Origin of the sequence: Pseudomonas lactucae, from assembly GCF_016937615.1 — a bacterium.
In the GTDB taxonomy this organism is placed as follows: Bacteria; Pseudomonadota; Gammaproteobacteria; order Pseudomonadales; family Pseudomonadaceae; genus Aquipseudomonas; species Aquipseudomonas lactucae.
The window spans coordinates 1-24,590 of the sequence record NZ_JAFHKI010000055.1 but is presented as its reverse complement, the minus strand read 5'-3'; the positions used below and the strand labels follow the sequence as shown (position 1 = coordinate 24,590).

Below are 24,590 nucleotides of genomic sequence, written 5' to 3'. Positions count from 1 at the left end.
GCTATGCCGCTGGTCTACAACATCCCACAGTTGACCGCATTTCAATTAGAGAATTTGCGGAAGGCCCAACGCCCGGCAATCAAGGTAAACGTCGCGACCAACGCCACCAGAATCCAGAAGCCCTCCGGATCCTGGGATAGCGGCACACCGCCCACGTTCATGCCAAAGAAACCGGCGATGATGTTGATCGGCAGCGCCAGTACCGTCACCACCGTAAGGGTGAACAGAGTGCGGTTGGTTTGCTCGTTGAGGTTGGCGGCGATCTCTTCCTGCAACAACTTGATGCGCTCGCCCAGCGCCGTCAGGTCGTTGATGATCAGCGCAAACTCCTCGGTGGATTTGCGCAATTCCTTCACGTCTTCCTTTTGCAGCCATTGCGGTGGGCGATTGAGCAAGCGCAACAGCGAACCCGGCTCCAGCGCCAGCAGGCGTTGCAGGCGCACCAGTACCCGGCGCGCGCGCCCAGTTCGGCGCGGTTGGTGGACAGGCGCGAGGACAGCAACTGGTCTTCGATATGGTCGACGCTGATGCTGGTCTTGCGCACGATCTGCGTCAGCACTTCACCCTGGTCGCGCAGCAGGTGCACCAGCAGTTCCAGCGGCGAGCGGAAGTGTTCACCGGCCTTGACCGATGAACGCAACTTGTCCACCGAGTGCAGCGGTTGCAGGCGCGCGCTGATCAACAGGCGACTGCGGGCGCACACCCACAACGTGGAAATGTCGGACGAGACCATGCTGCTGAAGTTGAACACCACGTCGTTGACCACCGCCAGCAAGGCCGAGTCGACGTGTTCGATGCGCGTGGAGCGTGAGCCCTCATGCAGGGCTTCAAAGAACTCTTCCGGCAACTCCAGGTGCGCCTGCATCCAGCGCTCGCAGGCGGCGTGGGCCAGGTTCAGGTGCAGCCACAGGAATTCTTCCGGGGCCTGGGGCTGCTGCAAGGCGGCCAGCGCGGTGGCTGAATCAATCTGCTCGCCCTTTTCACCGGGGCGAAAACGAAAACCGTAAAGCAAGCCAAACAGATCGGAATCCTGGTGGCTGTGGTCAAGGCTGTGGTTCATGGAGGCTCGCAGAGAAAGCGCCTGTAGGACGTTTCACAGGATCGCGTGGGCGAATCATTGCAAGGCTGTATGACGGTTATGTGACGGTTTGGCAGCGTCGATAAAAAAACCGCGCCACCCGAAGGTGGCGCGGTTGCGTGTGGGGCAACTCAGTTGTCTTGTTTGTTTTCCAGCACGGCGCCCGTCTTGGCGTCGAGCTTGACTTCAAACTTCTTGCCCGCGGTGTCGGTCAGGTCGACTTCGTAGACATACTCATTGGCGACACCGTGTTTGTTGTCCAGTTCGGTATCGGTAATCGTCGCGCCTGGGTGAGTGGCCACGGCGCGGCGTTGAGTTTGTCGAACTGCATCACGGCGCCGGACTTGACCAGGCCTTCGACGTGATCCGGACGAACATCAGCCTGGGCCAGGCCGGCAGTCACGGTCAGGGCGGTGGCGGCGAACAAAGCGGTCAAAGTTTTCATGGTGTGTCCTTTTTGGGTTAGCTGTTTAAGTAGCGCCAGATTAACCAGCGCAACTTAACTCATCCTTAATGGCGCACAGCCACCGACTAGGTTAGTACTTATAGTCGTTGAGCAAATCCTGCACGCTCGACGACGGCCAGCGCTTGTAGAACTTCAGCAGTTCGGCGGCGCGGTTGGTGAAGATGCCGTCGACGCCGGCCTTCATGACTTTTTCGAAGTCCACCGGCTCATCCACGGTGTACACGTGCACCAGCAGGCCCTTGTCGTGGGTCAGCTTGTTCATTTCAGGTTTCACCAGGTCGGTGTAGCTCTGGTCACCATGGTCGGTCAGTTCAGCCGACGGGCCGGTGCCGATGGCGCCGAGGCTTTTGGCTTCGTCGACCCATTTTTCGAATTCGGCGGCGTCTTTCGGCTCCTGCTTGGCGTAGTAGGCGGCCTTGGTCGGCTCGCCGGATTCGGCGAAGGTCTGCTTGGATTTCGGCTCGATGCTGCCTTCACCCACCCACAACAGCAGGATCTTCGGGGTGTTGGGCATTTCTTTCTGCAGCTCTTTGAGGCTGGCGGTTTCGAAGGTTTGCAGCACCACGCGGCCTTTACCCTGGCCAACGCCGGTGTTGCTCTTGCCCAGTTTGGAGCCGGCGGAGCTCAGCCAGCCTTTGTCCAGCAGCTTGTTTTTCAGGTCGGCTTCGATGCCCGGGAATTGCTTGGGCTCCTTGGTTTCGATGTACAGGCCCGGTTTGTGCTGCGGGTTGCCCTCGGCGATCTTGATGATGTCGTCCAGGCTCAGGATCTTCAGGCCGACGAAGCCAGGACGTGCGCGGTCCGGGTAGGCGGCGTTGAACCAACTGCCGGCGTCGAGGGTTTGCAGTTCCTTCCAGGTGAACTCGTTGGCCGGCGCGTCTTTGCGCTCGGGGAACTTGCTGGCCACGTCGGTGGTACGTTGCAGGTTGTTGTCGTGCAAGGCGAACAGCACGCCGTCCTTGCTGCGCTGCAGGTCCAGTTCCAGGTAGTCGGCGCCCAGGTCGCGCGCGACCTTGTAGGCCGCGGCTGTGGATTCGGGCGCGTCGTACGAGGCGCCACGGTGGGCGATCACGGCGGGGTAGGGAATGCCTTCGTTTGTGGCCAGTTCAGCCGGGCTGATCGGGTCGGCAGCCTGTGCCTGGCCCAGGCCGAGCATCAGCGCCAGCAGCAAGGCGCTCTTGGTAAACGTGACCGGCATATGCGAAGTCCTTTCGTGGAGGTAGCTTTGAGAAGGCCTCCTTTTTAACAATTGATTGCGAAAGGCGCTATCACCAAACCGACATTAACGTGTGCGGGCGCCAATTTTCTTGGTTTTTTGGCAGCGCATTGCAATACTCCTGTCCCAAGCCGGCCCGCCAGAGGACGGTAATTTCTGCCACGCGTGTAAACCATCTTTCCGGCCCCTGTGGGGCTTTTCATTGAGGTTTACCATGCGCATTACATCCGAACTTATCTGCCAGGCCGCCGATCAACTCCAGGGTTTTGTCGGCCTCAACCGCAAGATCGGCCAGTACATCGTACGTTTCAGCGAAGATGCCTTCGGCATGGACGTGGCCGATGACGGCATCATTCCCACCGCCGAATTCGTCTGGCTGCCGGCCCCCGAGCAAACCATGACGCTGTCGCGCGAGCGCATCCAGTTGCTGCTCGACCAAAACATCGACGATCGCATCAACATCACCGAGCCGTTGCGCGTGTATATGCGGCGGGTAGAGATTCCACAGATCAGTGCGTTGCGCAGTTTGGTGAGCTAGGGGGTCACTTTTTCAGATCATGTGAAGAGCAATGCTGGAATACGTAGTCTCGTTCCACCTTGCATACCCGCGTATGAAACGCCGAGTACCAGGTGGAGCGCCCCTGCTCACGCACAGCCCGGTGCTCGACCTGCTGCTTCCAGGCCAGGATTGCTGCCTCGCTGCGCCAATACGACACGGTAATCCCCAGGCCATCCTCACGCGCGGATTCCACCCCGAGAAACCCCGGTTGTTCCCGCGCCAGTTCCAGCATGCGGCCGGCAGCATCAAAGTAACCTTGATCGCCGTCGGTGCGCAGTGAGCTGAAAATCACCGCGTAGTAGGGTGGGGCGGGCGTCTTGGCGATCATGCCGATTGCGCCTGGCAGGCCTGGAGCAGGGCGATCGCCAGGGCCGGCGTGATGCCTTTGAGCGCCGCGCGTTCGGGTTGGAATAGGGTGGCGACGTAGAAGGGATGATCGAGCAACTCCACGGCCCGCAGGTCGCCTGCCGAGTCATGGCCGGTGGGGATCAGGTCGCCCTCCAGCAATGCGCTGGCGAATGCGGGGTTCATGCCGTAGCGACAGCGATAACCTTCTTCGATATCCAGGCGGCCGTAGGCCTCGGAAATGCGCGTGTAGGGCGCCAGACGTAAGGTATCGGTGGTTTCCACCAAGGCGCAGCTCAGGGGCGTGATGACGGCGCGCTTGGCATCCGGCGCCAGTTCGCCATGCTCGGCGTCGGCCCAGCCCATTACATTGCGGGCATATTCGAGCACCGCATGTTGAAAACCGCCGCAGGTGCCCAGGAACGGTCGGCGTTGTTCGCGGGCAAAACGGATCGCCCGCAGGGCGCCATCGGCGTCACGGTAGGGGCTGGCGGGCACGCACCAGAAACCGTCGAAATCGTGCAGGGTGTCGGGGAGTCTGTCCGTGTCGAGCCATTGGGGACGCACGCTCAGGCCCAGGGCGCCGGCGGCCTGCTCCAGTGCCACGGGAATGGCCTGATGAGCGATGACTCCGGGGTTGTAGTCGCCGATCAGGGCGAGGTGCACAGTGCGAGCGTTCATTGCGTATCCCGTGGCTTGTGGTGTCCTGGTACGCACTATAGATTGGCGTCCACGCAATCAATATTGGCGTTTGCCCACATGCTCAATGCAGCGACGCACTACTCAATTGACTATCCCGACCTGTCCCTGATCCTCGCCCTGGTGCGTGGCGGCAGCCTGGCGAGGGCGGCGGCGCTGTTGCGGGTGGACGTGTCGACGGTATTTCGCGCAGTACGCCGCCTGGAGGCGGCGCTCGGCCAGACGCTGTTTGAAAAAAGCCGCGCCGGTTACTTGCCCACCAGCCTGGCCAGCCATCTGGCGCAGCAGGCCGAGCGCGCCGAGCAAGCCCTGGAGGCCGCGCGCATCGGGGTGGAGCAGGGCGGTGAAGTGATCAGCGGCACGGTGCGCCTGACCTGTACCGACTCGGTACTGCAAGGTCTGTTATTGCCGGCGCTGGCGCAGTTCATGCCGCGGTATCCGGCGCTCACGCTGGAGCTGAGCACCTCCAATGATTTCGCCAACCTCAGCCGCCGCGATGCGGATATCGCCCTGCGCCTGACCAGAACGCCGCCCGAGCATCTGGTGGGACGTTGCCTCGGTACGGTGGCGTACCAAGTCTGCGCCAGTGCCGACTACGCCCGTGACCATGTGGGCCGCGAGCTGGCCGAGCTGGCCTGGATCGCGCCGGATGACTTTCTGCCCGACCACCCCACCGTCGCCTGGCGTCACGAGCATCTGCCGAGCGTACGCCTCAGCTATCGTTGCAACAGCATGTTGTCTGTCACCGAGTTGGTGCGTGCCGGGCTGGGGGCGGCGGCGTTGCCGGATTTTTTACTGGATGAACGCCTGCAAACACTGGGCCCTGCATTGGCCGGGCATGACACGGCGCTGTGGTTGCTCACGCGCCCGGATTGCCGGGCTCTGCGCTCGGTAGTGACGCTGTTTGATGAGCTGGCGCGGCATGTGCGCTTAAACACCGGACGCAACCAGGTCTAAATGTAGGAGTGGATTACTGAGGTTTTCGTACGAAGTGCTCATGCATTTCGCACGTCAGGCTGTCGATGTGTTCCGTCAGTTGCTTGGTCATTTCGGTCAGCCGGGTGTTTTGTTCCAGCAATTCGAGCAACTGTTTGGTGGTTTGTTCGGCCTGGGCCTGACGCTCGGTGTTGGCAATCGCCAGTGCTTCGCGGTGCTGGGCGTCGGCATCGGATTGGGCTTTGTCGCGCGCGGCCTGACGCGTCTGGGCCAGCAGGATCAAGGGCGCGGCATACGCCGATTGCAGGCTGAAGGCCAGGTTGAGCAGGATGAACGGGTAGACGTCAAAGTGGGTGACGCCGGTCGCGTTCAGCGTCACCCACAGCACCACGATCGCCGTTTGCGCACCCAGAAAGGTGGGGGTGCCGAAGAAGCGGGCGAAGGCTTCGGCCCTGAGCGCAAAGGTGTCGTTGCCGAACGTGGGGGCCAGGTGGGCATGGGGACGGTGGAAACGCAGGTGGTCGACAGGCGCGGTTTTGGACTTTTCTGGGATCATGGCGAGCTCGGGTCATCAGCGTTGAGACAGGCTTTCACTATAGCCGTGGCGACCTGTCTGACGCATGAATAACCAAGGCCTGCTCAGCGGCCACCACGCTCATTGGCAAACGCGCTCACCGCCTGCACCGCCTCGCTGGTGCCTTGGCGAATCTGCAAAATCACCGTGCCGGCGCGGTTGGCCAGGTCCACGCCCTGGGCTGCGCGGTCGCGGGTGCCGTCCATGCTGTCGATGGCCTGGCGGGTCTCGTCCTGGATCATCGCGATCATGCTGGAGATTTCCGTGGTCGAGCCGCTGGTGCGCGCGGCCAGTTGCCGAACTTCATCGGCCACCACGGCAAACCCGCGTCCTTGCTCGCCCGCCCGTGCCGCCTCGATGGCCGCGTTGAGGGCCAGCAGGTTGGTCTGGTCGGCGATGCCGCGAATGGTGTTGACGATGGTGCTGATTTGCTGCGAACGCTCGCCCAGCTTGGCAATCAGGTGCGATGAACTGTCGATGTCGGCGGCGATGTTGCGCATGTCGCTGGCGCTTTGCTGGATCACCTCGGCGCCTTTTTCAGCAATGTCCCGGGTGTTGAGGGAGATGTGATACGCCTGGGCGGCGCTTGCCGTATCGGCGGCATGTTGCTGGACCATGTCCGTCACGTCCGAGGCGAACTTCACCACCTTGCACAGCCGCCCGCTGGCGTCGTACACCGGGCTGTAGTTGGCTTCGAGCCAGACCGGCCGGCCGTTTTTATCCACGCGCTCGAATTGGCCGCTGAAGAACTCGCCCTGGTTCAGGCGCTGCCAGAAATCGCGGTACGCCGAGCTGTTGGCCAACGCCGGCGTACAGAACAGGCGGTGATGCTGGCCCTGGATCTGCGCCAGGCTGTAGCCCATACGCTGCAGGAAGTTTGCATTGGCCGTAATGATGCTGCCATCGAGGTTGAACTCGATCACCGCCATCGCCCGGCCGATGGCTTCCAGTTTGGCGTTGGCTTCGCTTTCGGCTTGCAGGCGCGAGGTGACATTCATGGCGTACTTCACCACCTTGATCACTTGGCCGGTGTCATCGCGCACCGGGTTGTAACTGGCCTCCAGCCATACCGATTGACCGTTGCCAGCCACGCGTTCGAACGTCCCGGATTGGAATTGACCACGGCGCAAGTTTGACCATAACTGCTGGTACTCGGCGCTACGGGCGTACGTCGGTGTACACAGCATCCGATGGGGCTGGCCCACGATCTGCTCGGCGCGGTAGTGCAGGGTCTTGAGCAGATTGTCATTGGCCCGCAGCACCGTGCCTTGCAGGTCGAATTCGATTACCGCCATGGAGCGCTCGATCGCGTCCAGCATACTGGCCTGATGAGCGACCGTGCATTGCAGCGAATGGATGGTTTTTTTATGCGCGTTGAATAGCATGTTCGATGGCTCGGGCAAGCAAACGTCGTCGGGGGGTTCCATGCATGGGCGCCTGCCCCGTTCGGCGCCGGGCCTACGGTTGACGTGCTCATTGCCAGCGTCCTGATGCTGACAGCGGGGGGTAACAGAGGGTTAAGAGTGATCAGCCTGATGAGAAGTTCGCCTCAGGGACAGGACCTTTTTTGGGATGGCGACCAGTGGTGGCATTTTGCTTTTTTTTGCCACCGCCAGCCAGGACATTCAGCCGCGATGTGGTGCGATGGCTTCAAGCCGTACGGGCGACGAGCGCGTCGCTCACATTCACGCGGTTGCGCCCCGTGTCCTTGGCTGCATACAGCGCCCGGTCCGCAGCGTTGAGCCACATGGCGGCATCATTGAAGAAGGGCTGGTAATCCGCCAAACCAATACTCAGGCTCACGCGCAGTTCGGGGATTTGCGGGTTGCGGTAGTTGCTGAAGATTTCGCGCATGCGTTCCATGCGTCGCGCAGCTTCTTCCTGACTCATTTGCGGAAGAATCACACAGAACTCATCGCCACCGTAACGCCCTGCCAGGTCTTCGTCCCGCAGGTTTCGACGCAACTCCAGGCTCAGTTGGCGCAGTACGGCATCACCGACGATATGGCCGTGGGTGTCGTTGATCCGTTTGAAGTGGTCGATGTCGATCAGCGCGATGGTGGCCTGGCTGTGTTGCTGCTGGCATTGGTGGAATTTGAGGTGCAGCAGGTCTTTCCACGAACCGTGATTGAGCAGCCCGGTGAGACTGTCGATGCGGCTCAGGGCACTGAGCGCGCGTTTATGTTCCGACAATTTGATCGCCAACTGGTAGCAGACCATGCCGATGGCCATGGGGTAGAGGGTCAGCATCGGCAGGCAGGCATACACCTGCTCCAGGCTGACAGAGGGGTTGAACTTGAAGCCGAACAGCAGAGCGGCCACGGCTGCGCCAAGCACCTGCGCCAGGGCGCCGCGCAACAGCAGACGTTTGCCGCCGGCGGCGACGTTGTTCATCGACACCATCGACAGCAGCGTCACCGTCGTTAACGGGGTGAATTGCAAGGCGGCCGCCCAGAACCCGCTGAACAGCGCGTCATACACCAGATTGCGCTGTTCGGCGTCGTAGGGGACTTTGGCATGGGTTGCCATTGATACGCCAGGTGCGGCCAGACAACGCCATTGATCAGCAGCAGCACCCAGATCCAGCCAGGCATCGGCAGTGGATACAGGGCGGCGATCACGCCGATGCTGCACATGGCGGCGCCGATGATCCTTGGCCTGTAGATACGCCTGGCGAACGAAAGCCCTTTGCCTTGTCTGTTTTCCATAGATTCCTGGGGCAGCTCGTTTTTGCAGTACGACAGCACGCGCTCGCGGGGCTAACCGTTGATCGGATAAGAAGGGTGAATATTGTCTGTGATTCGCGCTGGAATAATCAGTGGCCTTAGAGGCCATTTGCGCAAAACAGAGGGCGAATGCGTCAAAAGCGACCTTAAATGTCGCGCATGCAACCGAGGTTTACGGCTGCCGAGGAGAGATGATTTCGTAACCGGCCAGGAACAGGTCGATGGCCGACTCAATCACGCTGGCCTGGCTGGCTGCATCGAGGGTGGGTTGGCCCAGGGTGATCTGTGGCCAGAAGGCGAAGGCCTTGAGCATGCTCTGGATCTGGTGGGCGGCAAACGCCGGGTCTGTGCAGGAGAGGCGACCGTCTTGCTGGGCGGCGCGTACCCATTGGGTGAAGCCTTCCTCGCGTTGGCTCAGGCGGTTGACCATATCTTGCGCACGTTCCGGCGAATGGATAGTGGCGGCAATGGCAACTCGGGCCAGGTCGAGAAAGTTGGCATCCGACATCATCTTCATCTTCGCTTCCAGCAAACCGCGCAGTTGTTCGCGCAGGGGGCGGTCGCTGGCGTAGCTGACGTCCAGTTGCGCCACGCTGCTGGCCCAGAGCTGGTGAAGGATTTCGGCGAACAGCTCTTCCTTGCTGGGGAAGTGGTTGTACACCGTGCGCTTGGAAACGCCGGCGGTGGCGGCGATCTTGTCCATGCTGGTGACCTCGAAGCCGTTGGCCCGAAACTCGGCGATGGCGGCAGCCACGATGGCTTCGCGTTTGCGGTCGGTGAGGCGTAGAGGGGCAGTCATGGGTAGCGTTCGGCTCTTGGGCGGCAAAATTACACTCGGTAGTTTACTTGCTCGGGATTTTGTTGCAATCTTGAAACTACACTGTGCAGTGTAATTCGTGAGCGGACCGTAGGAGTCACTCTGTAATGGCCACTATCTCTTCCCGTGTCGACCCTTCGCCTGTCGCACTCCAGCCTGCCGAGCAAGGCCAGGAGCACTTCAGCAATAACCCGCCGGTGCCACACGGCGGGTTCGGCAAAACCTTGCGTATCTTCTGGAACATGCTGTTCAACAAACCACGCAGCACGCGACCGGTGGGAACGATCCCGGTGCAGCCGCTGACCCGCGAGCAATTGCTGGCGGCGCCTGACCACAGTGTTTTTCGCCTTGGGCATTCCACGGTATTGCTGAAAATGCGTGGCAAGTTCTGGGTAACCGATCCGGTGTTCGCCGAACGCGCATCGCCGTTCAGTTGGGCCGGTCCCAAGCGCTTCCATCAACCGCCGATCAGCCTAGAAGAACTTCCCGCCCTGGAGGCGGTGATTCTTTCCCACAATCACTACGACCATCTTGACCGCAAGGCCGTCATGCAATTGGCCGACAAAACCCTGTACTTTCTTGCGCCCCTCGGCGTGGGCGACCTGTTGATCAAATGGGGGGTGGAGGCGGCAAGGTCCGTCAACTGGATTGGTGGCAGGGCACCGAGGTAGATGGCCTTCGTTTTATCGCCACCCCTGCGCAGCATTTTTCCGGGCGCGGCCTGTTCGATGCCAACCAGACCCTGTGGTGTTCCTGGGTAATGATCGATGGCCCACGCCGAATTTTTTTCAGTGGCGATACCGGTTACTTCGACGGCTTCAAGCGCATTGGCGAACAGTACGGCCCGTTTGACCTGACGCTGATGGAAACCGGCGCCTATAACGTCGATTGGCCCCACGTGCATATGCAGCCGGAGCAAACCCTGCAGGCGCATATCGATCTCAGGGGCCGCTGGTTGCTGCCGATCCACAACGGCACCTTCGACCTGGCGTTTCATGCCTGGCATGAACCGTTTGATCGCATTATGGCGTTGGCCTGGGAACGCAATGTGTCGATTACCACGCCACCGATGGGGCAGGCCTTCAGCCTGAGCCAGCCCGAGCGCGGCTGTGCATGGTGGCTGGAGGTGGAAACACAGGGCGCGCAGGCGCCACTCATGAGCTGATAGCGCTGCTGTCGGAAAAAGGAGTTTGCAAGCTGTTTCAGAGCTGCGACAAGCGCCGGTGAAGGGTGCGATCATCCCCCCGAAATAGACTTTTCAGGGGGCGTTCTGATGGAATGCAGCTGTAGGAAATACTGGCGCGCGGGGCTGCCTTGCCCGACGATGCAACCGCCGCCTGCGTTAATGGAACCCGCAGGCACCGCGGCTGCCGATCCTCCCGCCGAGCGCGCGAGCCCGCGCAGTGTTGCTTTTGATGTCGAGCCTGCGCCGGCTCATCCTGGCGTTCTGGTTCCTGGATACAACGCCCTCGCGCTTCCCCTCAAACCCCTGCGTGACCCTGCGTTGTCATTGATCGCCTTGAGCGGGGTAGACCCTTCAGAGCCCGTGATGGTGGAAGTGCCGCTGGTGCAAAACAACAGCGCTTTTACCTGCGCTCGCACCTTGGCTGGCAGGCGCGTGGGGTTTGCCGACCGATATCAGCGCGGCGATGAGCAATGCCCCATCGAACACCGTGCTTCGTTCAGTCGCGCGCTGGATGTGCTGCGCAGCGCCGGTGCGCAGCTGTTGCCGGTGCCGGCGCAACTGCCGGATGATAGTTTGTACTTCAACCAGCATACCCGTAACGAAATCGATGAACGGGTGACTGAATACCGGCTGGATGCCCTGGTGTCGGACAGCCAGAGCGATGCCTTCCATGCGGCCTGCTGGAGTGGCTATCCGGTCATCCGCGAGCCACTCGATGACGGCGCGACGCTGTGGTTCTACGGCGCCCGCTGGGCGAAGGATTCGCTGGCAGACCTGGTCCAGAGTTATCGCAGCGCGCGTGGCCTGATGGGCTCACGGCATGACTTATAGAGTCCACATCCTCGGCGCTGCGGGCGCCGGCACCACTACCCTGGGCATTGCCCTGGCCAGACGACTGAACGTCGCTTACTTCGACACCGACGACTTTTACTGGCGACCAACCGATCCCCCCTTCACCATGGCTCGACCCAAGGGGGAGCGCATCCGCCTGTTGCAGGAGCACACCGCTGGCCTTGAAGGCTGGGTGCTGTCCGGCTCGCTGTGCGGCTGGGGTGACCCGATGATTGAGCAATTCACCCACGTTGTCTTCCTGCGTCTGGATCCGCAAGTACGCTTGCAGCGCCTGCGCCTGCGGGAAATGCAACGCTATGGTGACCAGATCCTCAAAGGCGGCAGCCGTCATGACAACAGCGTTGCCTTCCTGGCCTGGGCCGCGCGCTACGACGAAGGCAACCACAGCCTGCGCAGCTTGCGTCGGCATGAAACCTGGTTGAAGGCGCTGGGGTGTCCGGTGATCCGGTTGGACTCTACGCACCATTCGGTTGAGGCGTTGGTGGATCGATTGCTTGGAGAGTTGTGAGTAAGTACGCAGGGCTATCAAGCAAAAAGCACTTCAATTCGTCCCTGAGTACGCGTAGAGGGGGCTGCGGTAATGACAATCTGTACATCACGGCCCAGGCGCGATAAGCACTCCAACATCTTGGTCTCACTGATACCCCTGAATTTCCCGCGCAACATTTCAGAGAGTTTTGGCTGCGATAACCCAAGGATCACCGAGGCTTGGGCTTGAGTAAGATTACGAGCCTTGAGGATCTCGCCAATTTTAAAGGCCAATTGCGCCTTGACCTGCATTTCGCTGGCATTGGCACGACCAATATCTTCATAGACATTGCCACTGCTCTCTTCGATCTCAATCGCCTTTTGATGCTTCTGCATGATCCTGCGCCGCCTTGAGTCGCTGTTTGATCAGTTGTATATCGTGTTGCGTTGTTGCAATGCCTTTTGTCGACTTTTTCTGAAAACAATGTAGGACATAGAGGGCGGAATCAAAGCGAACGGTGTGTACCCCTCGATAGGCATTGCCATCGTAATCTTCGACGATTTCGAGTACCGCGTTACCACCGAATCCTTTCAATGCCTTAGTTTGCGGGTGCTTGCTACCTTCTTGAGCGAGATGCAGCGCAAAGCCAAAAATGTCTTGAACCGAGCCGGGCATCAACTGAAGGTCTTTTTTGCTACCGCCCACCCACAAGAGGGGTTTCCATTGACTCATGAGAGAATATACCTAAATAGGAATAACAGGCAGTGCGAAAAAAAATTACACTGCCGTCTCATATGCCAGTGGCGCTGATGGCATGGGCAAAGCCCCTCGCACACTCATCCCCCACCCCGGCGCAAACCCCGGAAAAAACACCAACCCTTCAGCCTCCAGCCGAAAGGCCAATGCCAGGCGGGTCTCATCACCCACGTCAGCCTGGCTTTCAAACTGTTGAATCGCTTCCACCGCTACACCCGCCTGGCGGGCCAGGTCTTCGCGGCTCCAGCCCAGCATGGCGCGGGCCTGTACGCTGTGTTTGGCGGTGAATTGATGCAGGACGATCTGCTGTTCTACGAAAGAGCTCATTGCCAGAGAGGACATGGGGTTCTCCAGGATTCGACGGGGGAGGGCAAACTATACTGTGTTTTTGTACAGTTGTTTTGACCGCTCATCAACTGGATTTTTTTTCGGCTTTCTGTTTCGCCTATTCGATCCCCGGCGCCTCCCGAATAATCAGGTGGTCCAGGTTCTCGATATTGGCACTGAACACGCCGAACGTCTGCTCGGGGTTTTTCTTGCTGGGCACCTGTTTCAGTTCCGGCGTCACCCCGTAGAAGAAGCAATACAACGCCCGCTCGCTGTCCACCGCCGCCTTGATCTGCTCCAGAAACGCCGTGCGTTTGCGGTAGTTCTCGATAAGTTTTTTGCTCAGGTAGACGTTGACTGAGTAAGGCTTTTTATCGAGCCACACCTTCTTTTCGAAGTCGATGCGAAAGCTGCTGGTGTAGTCCTTGATGGCCTTGATCTTGCCCCAGTAGATCAAGCCCTTGTTGTCCTGCAGGTACTCGATCTTCTTGAAAAACGTCCAGTAGGTCGCGGTGTGGTCGCCGATTTTCAGCGGCATGGATTTGAGCGTGTCCTTGTCGTCGATATTGGAGACGTAGCATTCCACCGGGTGAGCGAACACGCTGGTTTTGTCCGGGGTGGTGTCGCTGGCACTGTGAGAAGCGATTGCCCGATGTGCAAGGGGCTTCGCGTCATCGTGTGGGACGTTTTCTTCGATGTCACTCGCTGGGGTTTTACGTTCGTATTGACGGCGCGTCAGCACAAACTCCGAGGGGAAGTGGTCCTCGCGCTCGTCATCATTTTCATCCGTAGCGGCCTTGTGAGTGCTGGCGTAGCGGCAGCCGTCGATATGGCGGGTGCTGGTCTTGTTCTTGAAGTGCGGCGTGCGCAGGTAGTTAACGTTCTTGGCGTTGAAGGTGCCCAGCGCATTCCCCACCTCGAACGCCACGCGGCAGCCATCGTTGGGGCACAGGAAGCTGTCCTGCTCCGAATCGTAGGCGGCGGTTTCGTCGAAATTCAGGTCTCTTACGTCGTAGATCGACAGCTTATCGTCGAGACTCAGGCTGTAGGCCGTGTCGAATTTCATGGGGCTCGGGTCCGTCAGGGGTATGCCTGGATATTACGCAAATATCAGCCCGGGCGAAGACCAAATGTGGCAGCAGGCAAGCCCGCGCATCAGCGGGTGCCAGCCACGCGTCGCCCACTCAGGAAGGACAAGCTGCCACCCACGGCCGTGAGTGCTCCCAGCGCGTAGAACATACTGGTGGGCGCCGCATTGATCAGCAAGTAGCCGCAAATCACTGGGCTCAGCGCGCCGCCAAACGCCGCCAGGTTCTGTGCGCCGCAGTAACTGCCGCGCAGGGCGTCGGGAGCGATGGTGTCGATGAAGAGGAATTCCGACGGGTAGATGATCATCTCGCCCAGGGTGAACACGAACATCGCCAGGCATCAGGTGACCAGGCTGTTGCAACTGAGCGGCCTGGACTTCAAGTTACTGCGGGTATTTATGGCTGTGGTCGAAGCCGGTGGCTTCAGCGCCGCGCAAAATGAGCCGAATGTAGGGTTGGCGGCGATCAGCAAACAGATCTCCGACCTCGAGATTCGCATCGGCATGCGCCTGTGCACACGGGGCCGGGAAGGGTTCGGGCTGACCGAAGAAGGCAAGTTGGTGTATCAGGCGTCCATCGAGTTGTTTACTTCGGTGGACAGTTTTCGCGACAAGCTTAGTTCGGCGCAAAATGAGCTGATTGGCGACCTTAGTGTGGACGTTATTGATAACACCGTCTCCGATGTTAATTCCCCGCTTATTGCCGCCTTGCGCACTTTACATAGCGAATCACCAAAGATCAGATTGCGCCTGCACGCCTCGCAGTTGGATGAAGTTGAGCGCGGCGTTGTCGAGGGTCGCTTGATCGTGGGCATCGTCCCGGTTTACCAACGCCGTGAAGAATTCGACTACTTCCCGCTCTACGAGGAAAAGGCCCACGTCTACTGCGCCGTAGGACATCCGCTGTTCACCGCGGACGACATTACGCCCGAGGTGCTGCGCCAATATGAAGTGGTGAACCATCGCTATGCGATCCACCGTGACAAGCCCAACTTCGTCCACTACGACAGCCAGTCCGCCTCGGCCTCGCAGGTTGAAGCCGTCGCCATCCTGGTTCTGACTGGCCGCTTCCTTGGCTTCCTGCCGGAACACTACGCCGCGCCACTGGTAAGGGAAGGGCGCTTGCGCGCGCTATGCCCGGAACAGGTTCACCTGAGCACGGCGTTTAACCTGATCCTGCGCCACAACGCGCCGAGAAGCCCGATGGTAAAAGCCTTCGCCACAGCCTTGGGCGTGGACCTCAAAGCTACGACATAGCTCTCCCGGGCGATACAGCTCAAATGTGGGAGGTGTCGAGCTTTAGCGAGGCTCCGATGGGATCGACTCGGTTTACATACCGAACCTGCCATCTGCATCGATACATTTTCCGCCTAGGCAACAAGTCATCTGACTTGTATCGTCTTCAGCCAACCCATAGGAGGGATGCCCATGACTCAAACAAAAAGCAGCGCCCCGGCAGAAAACCCCTGGGACAGCTACTTCCTCAATGGCGAATCAGTTTCTGACGATTTTATGTCTGAAGATGACCGATTAGATGATCTGGAATTAAGGCAAGTAATCCAGCAGCGGCTGAAGGCTATAGAAAACGCTCGTGAGTCTCGAATTCGATATCGACTGATACCTTTCGCAGAAAAGCCCAATCTTTTAAGAGTGGGCTTTATCAAAAAGCATTGAGTTAACCTTGTTTAACCGCTCAACCCCAAGCACCCCATGCTAGTGCGTGACCCTCAAGCCTGAACCGCTCAACTGTGGGAGCTGTCGAGCCCCAGCGAGGCTGCGAAGGGAGCGCCTCGGTTCACCCGCAAACCCCACTCACCCGCTTCACCGCTGCAACCGAGCCCGCTTTTTCTTCTTCGCATGAAAATGCCGAAAATGCGCATCCTGCGCCGCCGCCAGCAACTCCCGATCCCCTCGCGTATCGCCCCAGGCCCGCAGCCGATACTCGCCCAAATCCCCGTACACCGCCTCAAGCCGCAGCACCTTGTTTTCACACCGGCAGTTATTCCCGGTCAGCTTACCGGTCAGCACTCCATCCACCACCTCAAGCTCAGTCCCGATCAAGCGGATCCCAAGCCGATCGGCAAACGGCTGCAACACCAACGCCGGCGACGCCGAACACAGGGTCACCACCGCCCCCGAGCCCAACTCCTGCTCCACCGAAAGCACCCCCGCCGGCGCATCAACCGCGCCCAATTGCGCTGGCAGTACTCCTCGGCCTTCTGCTGCACCCAGGTCTTTTCCACGCCCGTCATAAAGGTGCGAATCAACTGCGCCTTCAACTCATCCCGGCTGACCTGCCGCACCAAAAAACGCAGCCCCGGCACCGCCAGCTTGACCATCCGGCCATAGAACGCGCCGGTGCCAAAGGCAAACTTGAGGAAGGGCACGAAACTGTCGTGGTGGGTGAGGGTGCCGTCGAAGTCAAAGACGGAAAGTACTTTGGCGTCAACGGGGCCGGCTTCGAGCATGTCTGGGTTCACGGGTTGGCCTCGGTCCTATCTAGTATTTTTTTGAGTGTGCATCAGGTGTGACAGCAGGAGTTTACTCCCGTGCCAATCTTCCAATCTTGGCGTAAAGCACTTCGGTGAAAGCCATCCGGTCACTCGACCGGTGACAACGCTGATGGCAATTGGGGCACAAGGCTACAGCATTGGAGATGCGATCCGAACCCTTCTGGGCGAGGTGCTTGACGTGATGTACTTCAAGAAATGGCAAACCGTCGACTTCAAAAGGCGCGTTTGAGCCGCAGCCTTCGCAGATGCCGTTGGCTTCTTTCAACACCCAGGCGCGGACCTTTGGATCACGGACGAAGGCCGTGCTGACGGTCGATACCTTCTGCGGCTGGGCAATGCCGTCCGGTTGCTTAGGGAAAGGTTGCTGCTGCAGTTTGGACGCGCGGCGGATAAGCGTTTGCTCATCCGCTGTTTGGGCGGCGTCGTCGGATTCGAATACACCCTGTGCGGCGAGGGCTTGGCGGATACGTTGCTCTACGCCTGTGCCCACGTTCTTTGCAGGCTTATAGCCTTCAATGCGGTCCAGGCCCATACGGTCTAGCACGGTGGAGATATTTTGCATGCGGAATTCAATGGAGCCCTTTGCACGGCCGGCCACCGGTCCTTCGCGTAGAAGGCGGTTTTCAAGGGCTTTGTTGAACGGTTGGCCGTTCTTTTCCCAGGCCAACATCTTCAAGTAAGCCTCGACCGCTGCTGCCAACTCCGCGTCGTTCCAGTCCGTTTTGTCTTTCGTAATATCCATACAGCCGCCGAGGGTAGAAAACCCTCGACGATACTGAGTAGCCATTATTGCGTCTACGAAATTTCCTACGCATTGGTAGGATTCGGCGGTCGTCCGCCTTAGTAGATTCGCTGCTTCACTCGGAAAGTTTGAGTGAGCTTGCGCCACCACGGAGTCCTTGCCGACTCTTTCCGGTTGGTTCGATTGACCAACAGATATGGCATGTCTCGAAGGCGAATCCAGCCTTCATCCTGCCAATGCAGCAGGTTCAGCGACATCTCAGGCCAATCCAACATGCTCAGCAACGGCCGCTCCACTGTCCGAGGCTGACGTTCGTCCCGCAATGTCGGAACGACTTCATGAGTGAGCCAGCTACGCAGTAGGCGATTCCCAGGTGTGTAGTGATAGACCAGCAACGCATAAGCGCCGGATTCGCTGATCATCAGCATTTCTTCTGGCTGACCGTGAAATAGCAGTTTTACGGTTTTACGTTGGTCTTCATCGAGCTTACGAGTCGTTCGTTCATCCAGATACCACCCCATCAAACGCCCAAGGTCGCGAGCGCAGAACCATGGTTGGTTTTCCAGAAGGAGGGCGTGTAGAGGCAGGTTTTGACGGGTAAAGACGGTGGGGACAAAAGGGTCATGCATGGCACACCTCCGGAATTGGAAGTGCTTGAAGGATGGTTCTTACGCAGCATATAGCCTTCGCGAGGAAGGTGAAAATTCTAGGCATTTTCCATTACCTCTGTGTGATGTCAGCTTTCTTAGGGCTGGGTGCCGGGAGTTAAGAAACCCCACACAGAGGGCCGGACATATTCCCCTTTCGGGTCTTGTATTAGCCCACTCCCGGCATAACAGAGATTTTCTATGCCCACGGGGAAACCGCAGGCACAAAAAAACCGCTACTGTCGGGTGCGGTCGGTCCGCTGTGTGAGGTGTTTCTTAGGCACCGGAGCGCAGACTAAAAGCGAAACGGCGGTAGGTCAAGGGAACGAGTACGTTACAAAATTACCGGTGTGTCGGCGCTTAGTAGACAAAATGATGGCAAACCAGTAGCGTGACGGCTTTCGATACACCACATACGTATCTTTAGCAATACTAAAGGCTCGGGTTTTTATAACTAATTAAAAAAAACAATACAGGGAGTGTGGAAGTGCGTAAATCTGAACGGATATCAAAGTATTTGATTTTTCAGAGCAGTGTGGTGCTTTCTCCATTTAATATTATTATGACGTGTAGAAATAAGATGGTTTTTATTTAGCCTATCTATCTAGCAGATAGTGTCGTTGACGGCTGTAATATTTGAATGGTGTGTAAATGCGATTTGTTGATGTTTTTGCCGGTTGTGGAGGACTATCTTTAGGGCTGCTTAAGTCTGGTATGTCTGGGGTTTTTGCTATTGAGAAGAATCCAATGGCATTTGCCACACTTGAACATAATCTGATCAAGGGTAATAAGTTTAAGTTCGATTGGCCGGACTTTTTGCCTATGAATGCTATGAGCTGTGAAGAGCTACTTTCAGATTTTTCTGAGGAGCTCAGTGAGTTGGCTGGAACAATTGATTTGGTCGTCGGGGGGCCTCCATGTCAAGGGTTTTCAACTGCTGGAAGACGTAATCCGTCGGATCCGCGAAATCAGATGGCTGAACAATATTTAAAGCTAATTAGTATATTGAAACCCACGTACTTAGTGATCGAAAATGTTTCAGGGTTTGCTTCTAAATTTAATGAAACGAAGAGTAATGAAATTAATGATCGGTTTAGCAAAAAATCTTATGCGGAATTTATTCTTGATAGTCTTGAAGGTTTGGGTTACTCGGTAAGTTCTGGTTTGGTGAATTGCGCTAACTTTGGGGTGCCTCAAAACCGTTATAGATACTTGATAGTTTGTTCTTTGAAGAAAACGAAAGTTTCGATTTTTGATGAGCTCATTAAACATTCCGAAAGTTTTTTGAGAGCGAAGAGCTTGCCAGTTGAGCGTTCTGTTAGTGTTTTTGAGGCGCTTTCTGATTTAGAAATAGGTACAAAGCAATTGGTCGAGTCGACCGATAGTGATCGAATGGGTTTTTTTGAGATAAAGTATGCAGAGCCTGACTTGAAATCTGCTTTTTTATCTTTAATGCGAGAGGGGGCTGAGGGGGCTCCAAATAGTTTACGTCTGCCAAAACATGCGCCTAATACAATTGTAAATTTTAAAAGATTGCAGCTTGTATCTACTCCCGGCCGTTCTGTTTCGAAGAGCGTGAGAGATAGTCTTGGGATTAAAAAACAGGCAATAACAGTGTTGGCAAAAAATCAGCCCTCGCCGACAGTGACGACGTTGCCTGATGATATTATTCATTATTCGGAAGCGCGAATTTTAACTGTGAGAGAGTCGGCGCGTTTACAATCTTTCCCAGACTGGTTTGAATTTTTAGGTAAGTACACTACGGGAGGTAAACGTCGGAAGTTAGATTGCCCTCGGTATACTCAAGTTGGAAATGCGGTGCCACCGTTATTGTCGGAAGCAATTGCGCAGGTAATTAAGTCGTTAGACGCAAAAAATGCAAGTCACAGGGATGAAAAGAATGCTGCTGAACTTTAAGGTGAGCCCGCAACTTAAGTCTATTATAGGTAGAGACCTAATAACTGATGATTACGTTGCAATATTTGAATTGGTAAAGAATTCCTATGATGCACACGCCACTCGAGTGCATATTCATTTTTTTTCTGATGCTATTTATATTATTGATAATGGCAAAGGTATGTCTTTTGAAGACATTGAAAACAAGTGGCTGTACGTGGCGTACTCAGCAAAGAGTGATGGGACCGAGGATGGGGATAACTCCGTACATCATTATGCCGGAAGTAAGGGGGTAGGTCGTTTTTCTTGTGACCGTCTTGGTGTTCATCTCAGCTTGATGTCCAAGGTGTTAAATAGTGATGTTGTATCCCGATTGCAAGTGAATTGGGGAGCTTTTGAAGATTCTACGGTGGCAAGCTTTATTGACGTGCAAGTTCAATATGATGAGACGTCAGAATTTAAGTTGCCAAAAAACGTTGTTCCTCCTGAAGGCTCCGGGACTGTACTGAAAATTTATGAGCTAAGGGATACCTGGTCTAGAGAGCGAATACTCAATCTCAAGAATTCACTTTCTAAATTGATAAACCCTTTCAATAGTTCATCGGAAAGCTTCGGAATCGACTTTCACTGTATTGAGCAATTAGCTGAAGATGAAAGGTTGATTTCAAACTTTGAAGGAGAGTTGCCGCCAAATACGATCGTGAATAGTTCGGTTGAGAATTTTATATTTGAAACGTTGCAACAAAAAACGACTTGGTTGTCAACTAAGATTTTAGATGGAATGGTCATCTCCGAGCTCATTGATAGAGGCGAGACCTTATACAAAGTTTCTGAGCCTAATCCATACCTTGAGCTTGAGGGTACAGGGTTTGAGTGCAATCTTTTTTATTTAAATAGGTCGGCAAAAAGTACGTTTGCTAGAAGGATGGGCATTTCCTCAATCAGTTTTGGTTCGGTGTTTTTGTTTAAAAATGGTTTTCGTGTATATCCGGTTGGCGACGAAGCTGATGATACGTTTGGTATTGACCGCCGTAAACAACAGGGTACCTCACGTTATCTCGGTTCGCGGGACTTATTAGGTCGAATAGATGTTCATGGCGATGAGGCAAAATTTAAAGAGTCATCTAGCCGGGATAAAGGGTTGATTGAAACTAGTGCATATGAAGAACTTTTAGAATGTTTTAAACGTAAATGTCTATATCGCCTTGAAAATTATGTTGTTGGAGTGACTTGGAAGTTTAAGTTTGATAACGATCTTGAAGATGCTTCCTTTCTAGAAGGACATGAGGCTAGAGCTAAGGCTCTTCAGGTTTTATCAAAGCTAACTAATGTGCCTGATATAAAGGTTGACTTTTTTAATAAAGATCTTTTTGGTATTTTGAGCGACAATATTTCTGACTTTCCGCGTGCAATGAATGACTTAGCTGCGCTGGCAGATAAAGCCGGTGATGAGGGGCTACGAACCAGAGCCCTGGAGGCTTTCAATAAGTTTCAGGCATTGCAGGAATCGGAAGCTGAAGCAATTCGTTACGCCGAGCGAGAAAGGGAAGCTCGACATCTAGCTGAAAAGGTAGCGGCTAAAACCAAAAAAGCATTGGACGCAGAACGTTCAAAAAATCTGTTCCTCACCTCACTGAAAAGTCGTGATAAAGATACTTTAGAGAATCTACATCATCAGGTCATAATTTACGCAATAAGCGCACACCACCGGTTGGAGGGCACTATAGCTGATGTGCGTGACGGTATTGAGTTGGATCGAGTCGAACTTGAGAGGTCGCTCGGTAACTTGATGCTTCTGAATAAAAAAATTATTGCAGCTTCTCGATTTGCTACTTCAGCAAACTTTAAGTTGAATTCGAGCAAGATTACTGAGGATTTCACTAGGTATCTAGTTGAGTATATTGAAAAAATTTGCCCGATTTATATTCAGCGTATTAGGGCTGTAGTGACTTCTGATAGCAAGCTCTTTGAATTGGAGTTTTTTCCAATTGAGGTTTCTATTATGATAGATAATCTGATAGAAAATTCTAAAAAGGCGAATGCGTCGGTAATTAAATTTGATATTAGACAGATCTCTCCTAATACTTTAGAGATTTATGTTGAGGATGACGGTGACGGTATTTCAAAAGATATAGGAGAGGTTTCCCAAATATTTGAAAAAGGAATAACCACCACAGATGGCTCTGGTCTGGGGTTGTATCACGTTACGGAAGTTTTGCAGGCACTAAAAGGTACTATCTCAGTAGTCGAAGGGGATAGCCTGCCAGGCGCATCATTTTTGATTAGGGTTAATAAATAATGGAAAATCAGTACAGGGCTCTCTGGTTTGATGACCAGTTAGAGTACATTGAAGCGGTGGAGCAAAAGCTAAACCGAAAAATTTCTCCTTATGGTTTGGAGTTGCAGGCTAATAAAATATCATTATTTGATGATGAAACAATTAATCCGATCTTGGATGAACTCAGAAGAAATAGTAACTATGACATAATACTCGTGGATTTCGATCTTGGTTTGCAGAACGAAACCGGCGCTACTCTCCTTTCCAAGCTTCGTAGGTATTCTCAGGGGGAGGTAATCTTTTATAGCGCAAAAAAACCAAGAGAGTTAAGAGAGATATTGCTTGGACTTGATATTGATGGGGTTTTTTGCGTAAGTAGAGGGTTGTCGTTAGCGGATGATATATTTTCAATAATAAAGCCGACTTTTCATCGTCTTGCTCATCCTAACTATTTTAGAGGGATAGTTGTAGGCTCTGTTAGTGAGATGGATGAGTTGCTATCAGATATTTTGCTTCGTATAGTATCTAAGTCACGCTATATGAATGAGGGCGAGCTCAGAGAGCTGGCTGTTGAAGGCCTTAAAGAAAGCATAGATATAAATGTTTCTGCGCTTGCCAAGCACGTTTCTCGACCAATAGATCGGTTTATTGGAAAAGATCTCAATTTATATATAAAGGTTAATCTTGTTCTTAAGGTCCTAGAAAGGATCGGCGACAGGCTGTCTGAGGATTGTTCTGAGGTTCTCAGGCGGTTTAATGATGAAATTAATCAGTATCGAATTCAAGCAGCCCATGTTGCGAATAGGCAGGTCAATGGGGCGTTGGTTTTTAGCGGGCGCACTGAAAAACCCTGGGATGTTCAAAAGCTCAAAGAAATTCTTTCTTTAATTAGAAACCACAAAGAGAATCTGAATTCTATATTGACTTTGGTAGAGAAAGAATAGATTTTGAAAACGCATATGGCGAAGGTTGAACTGTATAAGTTTTCGCTATCATCAATAGCTCTGTAGAAGTCAGGGCTATTATCTACAGTCTCTAAAATGTTACTTTGCTTATTTAGAGGGCAAAGTTTCGTGTTGTGGGTTTTATATGTCTGCTTTTTTTATAGAGTTTCTTCCAGGCTTTTTTGCAACTGTATGTGGCGTGATTCTTGGTTTCCCAGTTGCACTATATGTGAATTTTAGGCTGGCAATATTTCAGCGCCGCCATGAAGCTGGTCTCGAGAAAAAGCGTAGAGGTGATGTCGCAGATGTGATTGTTAAGTCGCTTAGGTATAATGAAAAAGTATTGGGCAGAATGTTCGAGTTGTGTAAGGTTGGAGAGATAATGCGTGATCCGGATCTACAACTTTCTACTTGGGAGACTGTAGGGAGTATATTTACTGAGGTTGGTGTCGAGCCAGAGGTCTTACAGATTTTATCCCATCATTGGCTCAGACTTAATAATCTTGCTGTTTTGAATAGGGAGATGTTTGATCGAAATGTCGGAGATCGTCCGGACTTCAAGGATGAAAAGATCATGTGTGCAATGTGGGGTAATTTTTTTGAAGTGACTAGTGATCTTCAAAGGGACTCTGTAGATATTGCTGCTCGACTAGATGTATATGCTAATTATAAAAAGAGCGGTTATGCGCTATGAAGTTATGTTTTTTGTGGTGCTGCTTCCGTAACGCTCTTTTTAGTTTCCTAAGTTTTAAGCTTCGGCTTTTATGACATCACGATTGAATTGCTCAAGAAAAAGCTGCCGTTAGGCAGCTTGTGTGGCTTTATTTTATCAGTCCCAGCTCAACGCCCCGCCAGTCTGATACTCGATCACCCGAGTTTCAAAGAAGTTTTTCTCTTTCTTCAAATCCATAATCTCGCTCATCCACGGGAACGGATTCGTCGTCCCTGGATACTCTTCCTTCAACCCAATCTGCGACAAACGACGGTTAGCAATGAACTTGAGGTAATCCTCCATCATCGCCGCATTCATCCCCAGCACCCCACGCGGCATGGTATCCCGCGCATATTCAATCTCCAGCTGCGTGCCCTGCAGAATCATCTGGGTCGCTTCTTCCTTCATCTCGGCATCCCACAAGTGTGGGTTTTCGATTTTGATCTGGTTGATCACGTCGATACCGAAGTTCAGGTGCATCGACTCGTCACGCAGGATGTACTGGAACTGCTCCGCCACGCCGGTCATTTTGTTGCGGCGGCCCATGGACAGGATCTGGGTGAAGCCGCAATAGAAGAAGATGCCTTCCAGCACGCAGTAGTAGGCGACCAGGTTGCGCAGCAGTTCCTTGTCGGTGTCGACGGTGCCGGTTTCGAACTTCGGATCGGAGATCGAACGGGTGTATTTCAGGCCCCAAGCCGCTTTCTTCGCGACGGATGGGATCTCGTGGTACATGTTGAAGATCTCGCCTTCATCCATGGCCAG

Annotated in this window: 22 protein-coding genes and 8 pseudogenes; 11 read left to right on the top strand and 19 right to left on the bottom strand. The window is 54.7% G+C overall.

What is annotated here, in order from left to right:
• Positions 1-41 precede the first annotated feature (41 nt).
• The 3 genes and pseudogenes from JWR98_RS11190 to JWR98_RS11180 form a co-directional block, all read right to left on the bottom strand.
• Positions 42-1,060: pseudogene (locus JWR98_RS11190) on the bottom strand (transporter).
• Between the two features lie 149 nt (positions 1,061-1,209).
• Positions 1,210-1,523: pseudogene (locus JWR98_RS11185) on the bottom strand (PepSY domain-containing protein).
• 91 nt (positions 1,524-1,614) lie between these two features.
• Complete coding sequence (locus tag JWR98_RS11180) at positions 1,615-2,742, bottom strand: glycerophosphodiester phosphodiesterase family protein (RefSeq protein ID WP_078734399.1); 1,128 nt, start codon at positions 2,740-2,742, stop codon at positions 1,615-1,617.
• 232 nt (positions 2,743-2,974) lie between these two features.
• Here JWR98_RS11180 and JWR98_RS11175 point away from each other — a divergent pair, with 232 nt between their 5' ends.
• The gene (locus JWR98_RS11175; protein ID WP_078734398.1) at positions 2,975-3,298 is read left to right on the top strand and encodes a DUF2025 family protein; all 324 of its coding nucleotides are present in this window, start codon (positions 2,975-2,977) and stop codon (positions 3,296-3,298) included.
• Between the two features lie 4 nt (positions 3,299-3,302).
• On the opposite strand, the gene JWR98_RS11170 is transcribed toward JWR98_RS11175, so the two are convergent.
• Positions 3,303-3,647 carry an antibiotic biosynthesis monooxygenase family protein gene (locus tag JWR98_RS11170; protein ID WP_078734397.1) on the bottom strand — a complete coding sequence of 115 codons (345 nt, stop codon included), beginning with the start codon at positions 3,645-3,647 and terminating at the stop codon, positions 3,303-3,305.
• Positions 3,644-4,345, bottom strand: coding sequence for a CTP synthase C-terminal region-related (seleno)protein (locus JWR98_RS11165; protein ID WP_205490052.1), 702 nt, complete (start codon positions 4,343-4,345; stop codon positions 3,644-3,646). The genes JWR98_RS11170 and JWR98_RS11165 overlap by 4 nt, the downstream gene beginning before the upstream one ends.
• Positions 4,346-4,423: 78 nt before the next feature.
• On the opposite strand from JWR98_RS11165, the gene JWR98_RS11160 reads away from it, so the two are divergent.
• Positions 4,424-5,320 carry a LysR family transcriptional regulator gene (locus JWR98_RS11160; protein ID WP_205490049.1) on the top strand — a complete coding sequence of 299 codons (897 nt, stop codon included), beginning with the start codon at positions 4,424-4,426 and terminating at the stop codon, positions 5,318-5,320.
• 13 nt (positions 5,321-5,333) lie between these two features.
• Here the strand turns inward: JWR98_RS11160 and JWR98_RS11155 are convergent, their stop codons facing one another.
• The 5 genes and pseudogenes from JWR98_RS11155 to JWR98_RS11140 all read right to left on the bottom strand — a co-directional run bounded on the left by JWR98_RS11155 (position 5,334) and on the right by JWR98_RS11140 (position 9,398).
• The gene (locus tag JWR98_RS11155) at positions 5,334-5,855 is read right to left on the bottom strand and encodes a DUF1003 domain-containing protein (RefSeq protein ID WP_078734394.1); all 522 of its coding nucleotides are present in this window, start codon (positions 5,853-5,855) and stop codon (positions 5,334-5,336) included.
• 83 nt (positions 5,856-5,938) lie between these two features.
• Positions 5,939-6,373, bottom strand: a pseudogene (locus JWR98_RS30175) (methyl-accepting chemotaxis protein); the annotation flags it as partial.
• Between the two features lie 114 nt (positions 6,374-6,487).
• Positions 6,488-7,168 (bottom strand): annotated as a pseudogene (locus JWR98_RS30170) (PAS domain-containing protein); the annotation flags it as partial.
• Between the two features lie 355 nt (positions 7,169-7,523).
• A pseudogene (locus tag JWR98_RS11145) lies at positions 7,524-8,482 on the bottom strand (diguanylate cyclase).
• A gap of 289 nt (positions 8,483-8,771) precedes the next feature.
• Positions 8,772-9,398 (bottom strand): TetR/AcrR family transcriptional regulator, encoded by a 627-nt coding sequence (locus JWR98_RS11140; protein WP_205490048.1) that lies wholly within the window; start codon positions 9,396-9,398, stop codon positions 8,772-8,774.
• Positions 9,399-9,523: 125 nt separating this feature from the next.
• Between JWR98_RS11140 and JWR98_RS11135 the strand changes: the two are divergent.
• The 3 genes and pseudogenes from JWR98_RS11135 to JWR98_RS11125 all read left to right on the top strand — a co-directional run bounded on the left by JWR98_RS11135 (position 9,524) and on the right by JWR98_RS11125 (position 11,962).
• A pseudogene (locus JWR98_RS11135) lies at positions 9,524-10,581 on the top strand (MBL fold metallo-hydrolase).
• A gap of 108 nt (positions 10,582-10,689) precedes the next feature.
• Entirely contained in the window at positions 10,690-11,433 is a 744-nt protein-coding gene (locus JWR98_RS11130) for a hypothetical protein (RefSeq protein WP_179119949.1), read from the top strand.
• On the top strand, positions 11,423-11,962 hold the full coding sequence (locus JWR98_RS11125; RefSeq protein WP_205490046.1) for an AAA family ATPase: 540 nt from the start codon (positions 11,423-11,425) through the stop codon (positions 11,960-11,962). The genes JWR98_RS11130 and JWR98_RS11125 overlap by 11 nt, the downstream gene beginning before the upstream one ends.
• A gap of 17 nt (positions 11,963-11,979) precedes the next feature.
• Here JWR98_RS11125 and JWR98_RS11120 read toward each other — a convergent pair whose 3' ends face one another.
• The 5 genes and pseudogenes from JWR98_RS11120 to JWR98_RS11100 all read right to left on the bottom strand — a co-directional run.
• Positions 11,980-12,318: a helix-turn-helix domain-containing protein gene (locus tag JWR98_RS11120; RefSeq protein ID WP_078734388.1), complete on the bottom strand. Its 339-nt coding sequence runs from the start codon at positions 12,316-12,318 to the stop codon at positions 11,980-11,982.
• Positions 12,293-12,655, bottom strand: a complete 363-nt coding sequence (locus tag JWR98_RS11115) for a type II toxin-antitoxin system RelE/ParE family toxin (protein ID WP_263974325.1) — start codon at positions 12,653-12,655, stop codon at positions 12,293-12,295. Before JWR98_RS11115 ends, JWR98_RS11120 begins: the two co-directional genes overlap by 26 nt.
• Before the next feature lie 45 nt (positions 12,656-12,700).
• Entirely contained in the window at positions 12,701-13,021 is a 321-nt protein-coding gene (locus JWR98_RS11110; protein WP_078734386.1) for a helix-turn-helix domain-containing protein, read from the bottom strand.
• A gap of 103 nt (positions 13,022-13,124) precedes the next feature.
• Positions 13,125-14,072 (bottom strand): hypothetical protein, encoded by a 948-nt coding sequence (locus JWR98_RS11105; protein WP_205490044.1) that lies wholly within the window; start codon positions 14,070-14,072, stop codon positions 13,125-13,127.
• 89 nt (positions 14,073-14,161) lie between these two features.
• Positions 14,162-14,434, bottom strand: a pseudogene (locus JWR98_RS11100) (MFS transporter); the annotation flags it as partial.
• Here JWR98_RS11100 and JWR98_RS11095 point away from each other — a divergent pair.
• Together JWR98_RS11095 and JWR98_RS11090 are read left to right on the top strand one after the other, a co-directional pair.
• Complete coding sequence (locus tag JWR98_RS11095) at positions 14,394-15,350, top strand: LysR family transcriptional regulator (RefSeq protein WP_425273180.1); 957 nt, start codon at positions 14,394-14,396, stop codon at positions 15,348-15,350. The pseudogene JWR98_RS11100 and the gene JWR98_RS11095 sit on opposite strands and share 41 nt — an antisense overlap.
• Before the next feature lie 171 nt (positions 15,351-15,521).
• Entirely contained in the window at positions 15,522-15,767 is a 246-nt protein-coding gene (locus JWR98_RS11090) for an AbrB/MazE/SpoVT family DNA-binding domain-containing protein (RefSeq protein ID WP_205490040.1), read from the top strand.
• Positions 15,768-15,914: 147 nt separating this feature from the next.
• Here the strand turns inward: JWR98_RS11090 and JWR98_RS11085 are convergent.
• From JWR98_RS11085 to JWR98_RS11075, 3 genes and pseudogenes are all read right to left on the bottom strand, one after another.
• Positions 15,915-16,561 (bottom strand): annotated as a pseudogene (locus tag JWR98_RS11085) (HAD-IB family hydrolase).
• A gap of 73 nt (positions 16,562-16,634) precedes the next feature.
• Positions 16,635-17,348: an HNH endonuclease gene (locus tag JWR98_RS11080; protein WP_205490039.1), complete on the bottom strand. Its 714-nt coding sequence runs from the start codon at positions 17,346-17,348 to the stop codon at positions 16,635-16,637.
• Between the two features lie 98 nt (positions 17,349-17,446).
• Positions 17,447-17,977: a BRO-N domain-containing protein gene (locus tag JWR98_RS11075; RefSeq protein ID WP_205490037.1), complete on the bottom strand. Its 531-nt coding sequence runs from the start codon at positions 17,975-17,977 to the stop codon at positions 17,447-17,449.
• Between the two features lie 669 nt (positions 17,978-18,646).
• On the opposite strand from JWR98_RS11075, the gene JWR98_RS11070 reads away from it, so the two are divergent.
• The 4 genes from JWR98_RS11070 (at position 18,647) to JWR98_RS11055 (ending at position 23,807) form a co-directional block, all read left to right on the top strand.
• Entirely contained in the window at positions 18,647-19,912 is a 1,266-nt protein-coding gene (locus tag JWR98_RS11070; protein WP_205490035.1) for a DNA cytosine methyltransferase, read from the top strand.
• On the top strand, positions 19,896-22,190 hold the full coding sequence (locus tag JWR98_RS11065) for an ATP-binding protein (protein ID WP_205490033.1): 2,295 nt from the start codon (positions 19,896-19,898) through the stop codon (positions 22,188-22,190). Before JWR98_RS11070 ends, JWR98_RS11065 begins: the two co-directional genes overlap by 17 nt.
• The gene (locus JWR98_RS11060) at positions 22,190-23,113 is read left to right on the top strand and encodes a hypothetical protein (RefSeq protein ID WP_205490032.1); all 924 of its coding nucleotides are present in this window, start codon (positions 22,190-22,192) and stop codon (positions 23,111-23,113) included. Before JWR98_RS11065 ends, JWR98_RS11060 begins: the two co-directional genes overlap by 1 nt.
• Positions 23,114-23,258: 145 nt before the next feature.
• Positions 23,259-23,807 carry a hypothetical protein gene (locus JWR98_RS11055; RefSeq protein ID WP_205490030.1) on the top strand — a complete coding sequence of 183 codons (549 nt, stop codon included), beginning with the start codon at positions 23,259-23,261 and terminating at the stop codon, positions 23,805-23,807.
• A 135-nt stretch (positions 23,808-23,942) separates the two neighbouring features.
• Here JWR98_RS11055 and JWR98_RS11050 read toward each other — a convergent pair.
• On the bottom strand, positions 23,943-24,590 hold a 648-nt coding region (locus JWR98_RS11050; protein ID WP_139271538.1), incomplete at its 5' end, for a ribonucleotide-diphosphate reductase subunit beta.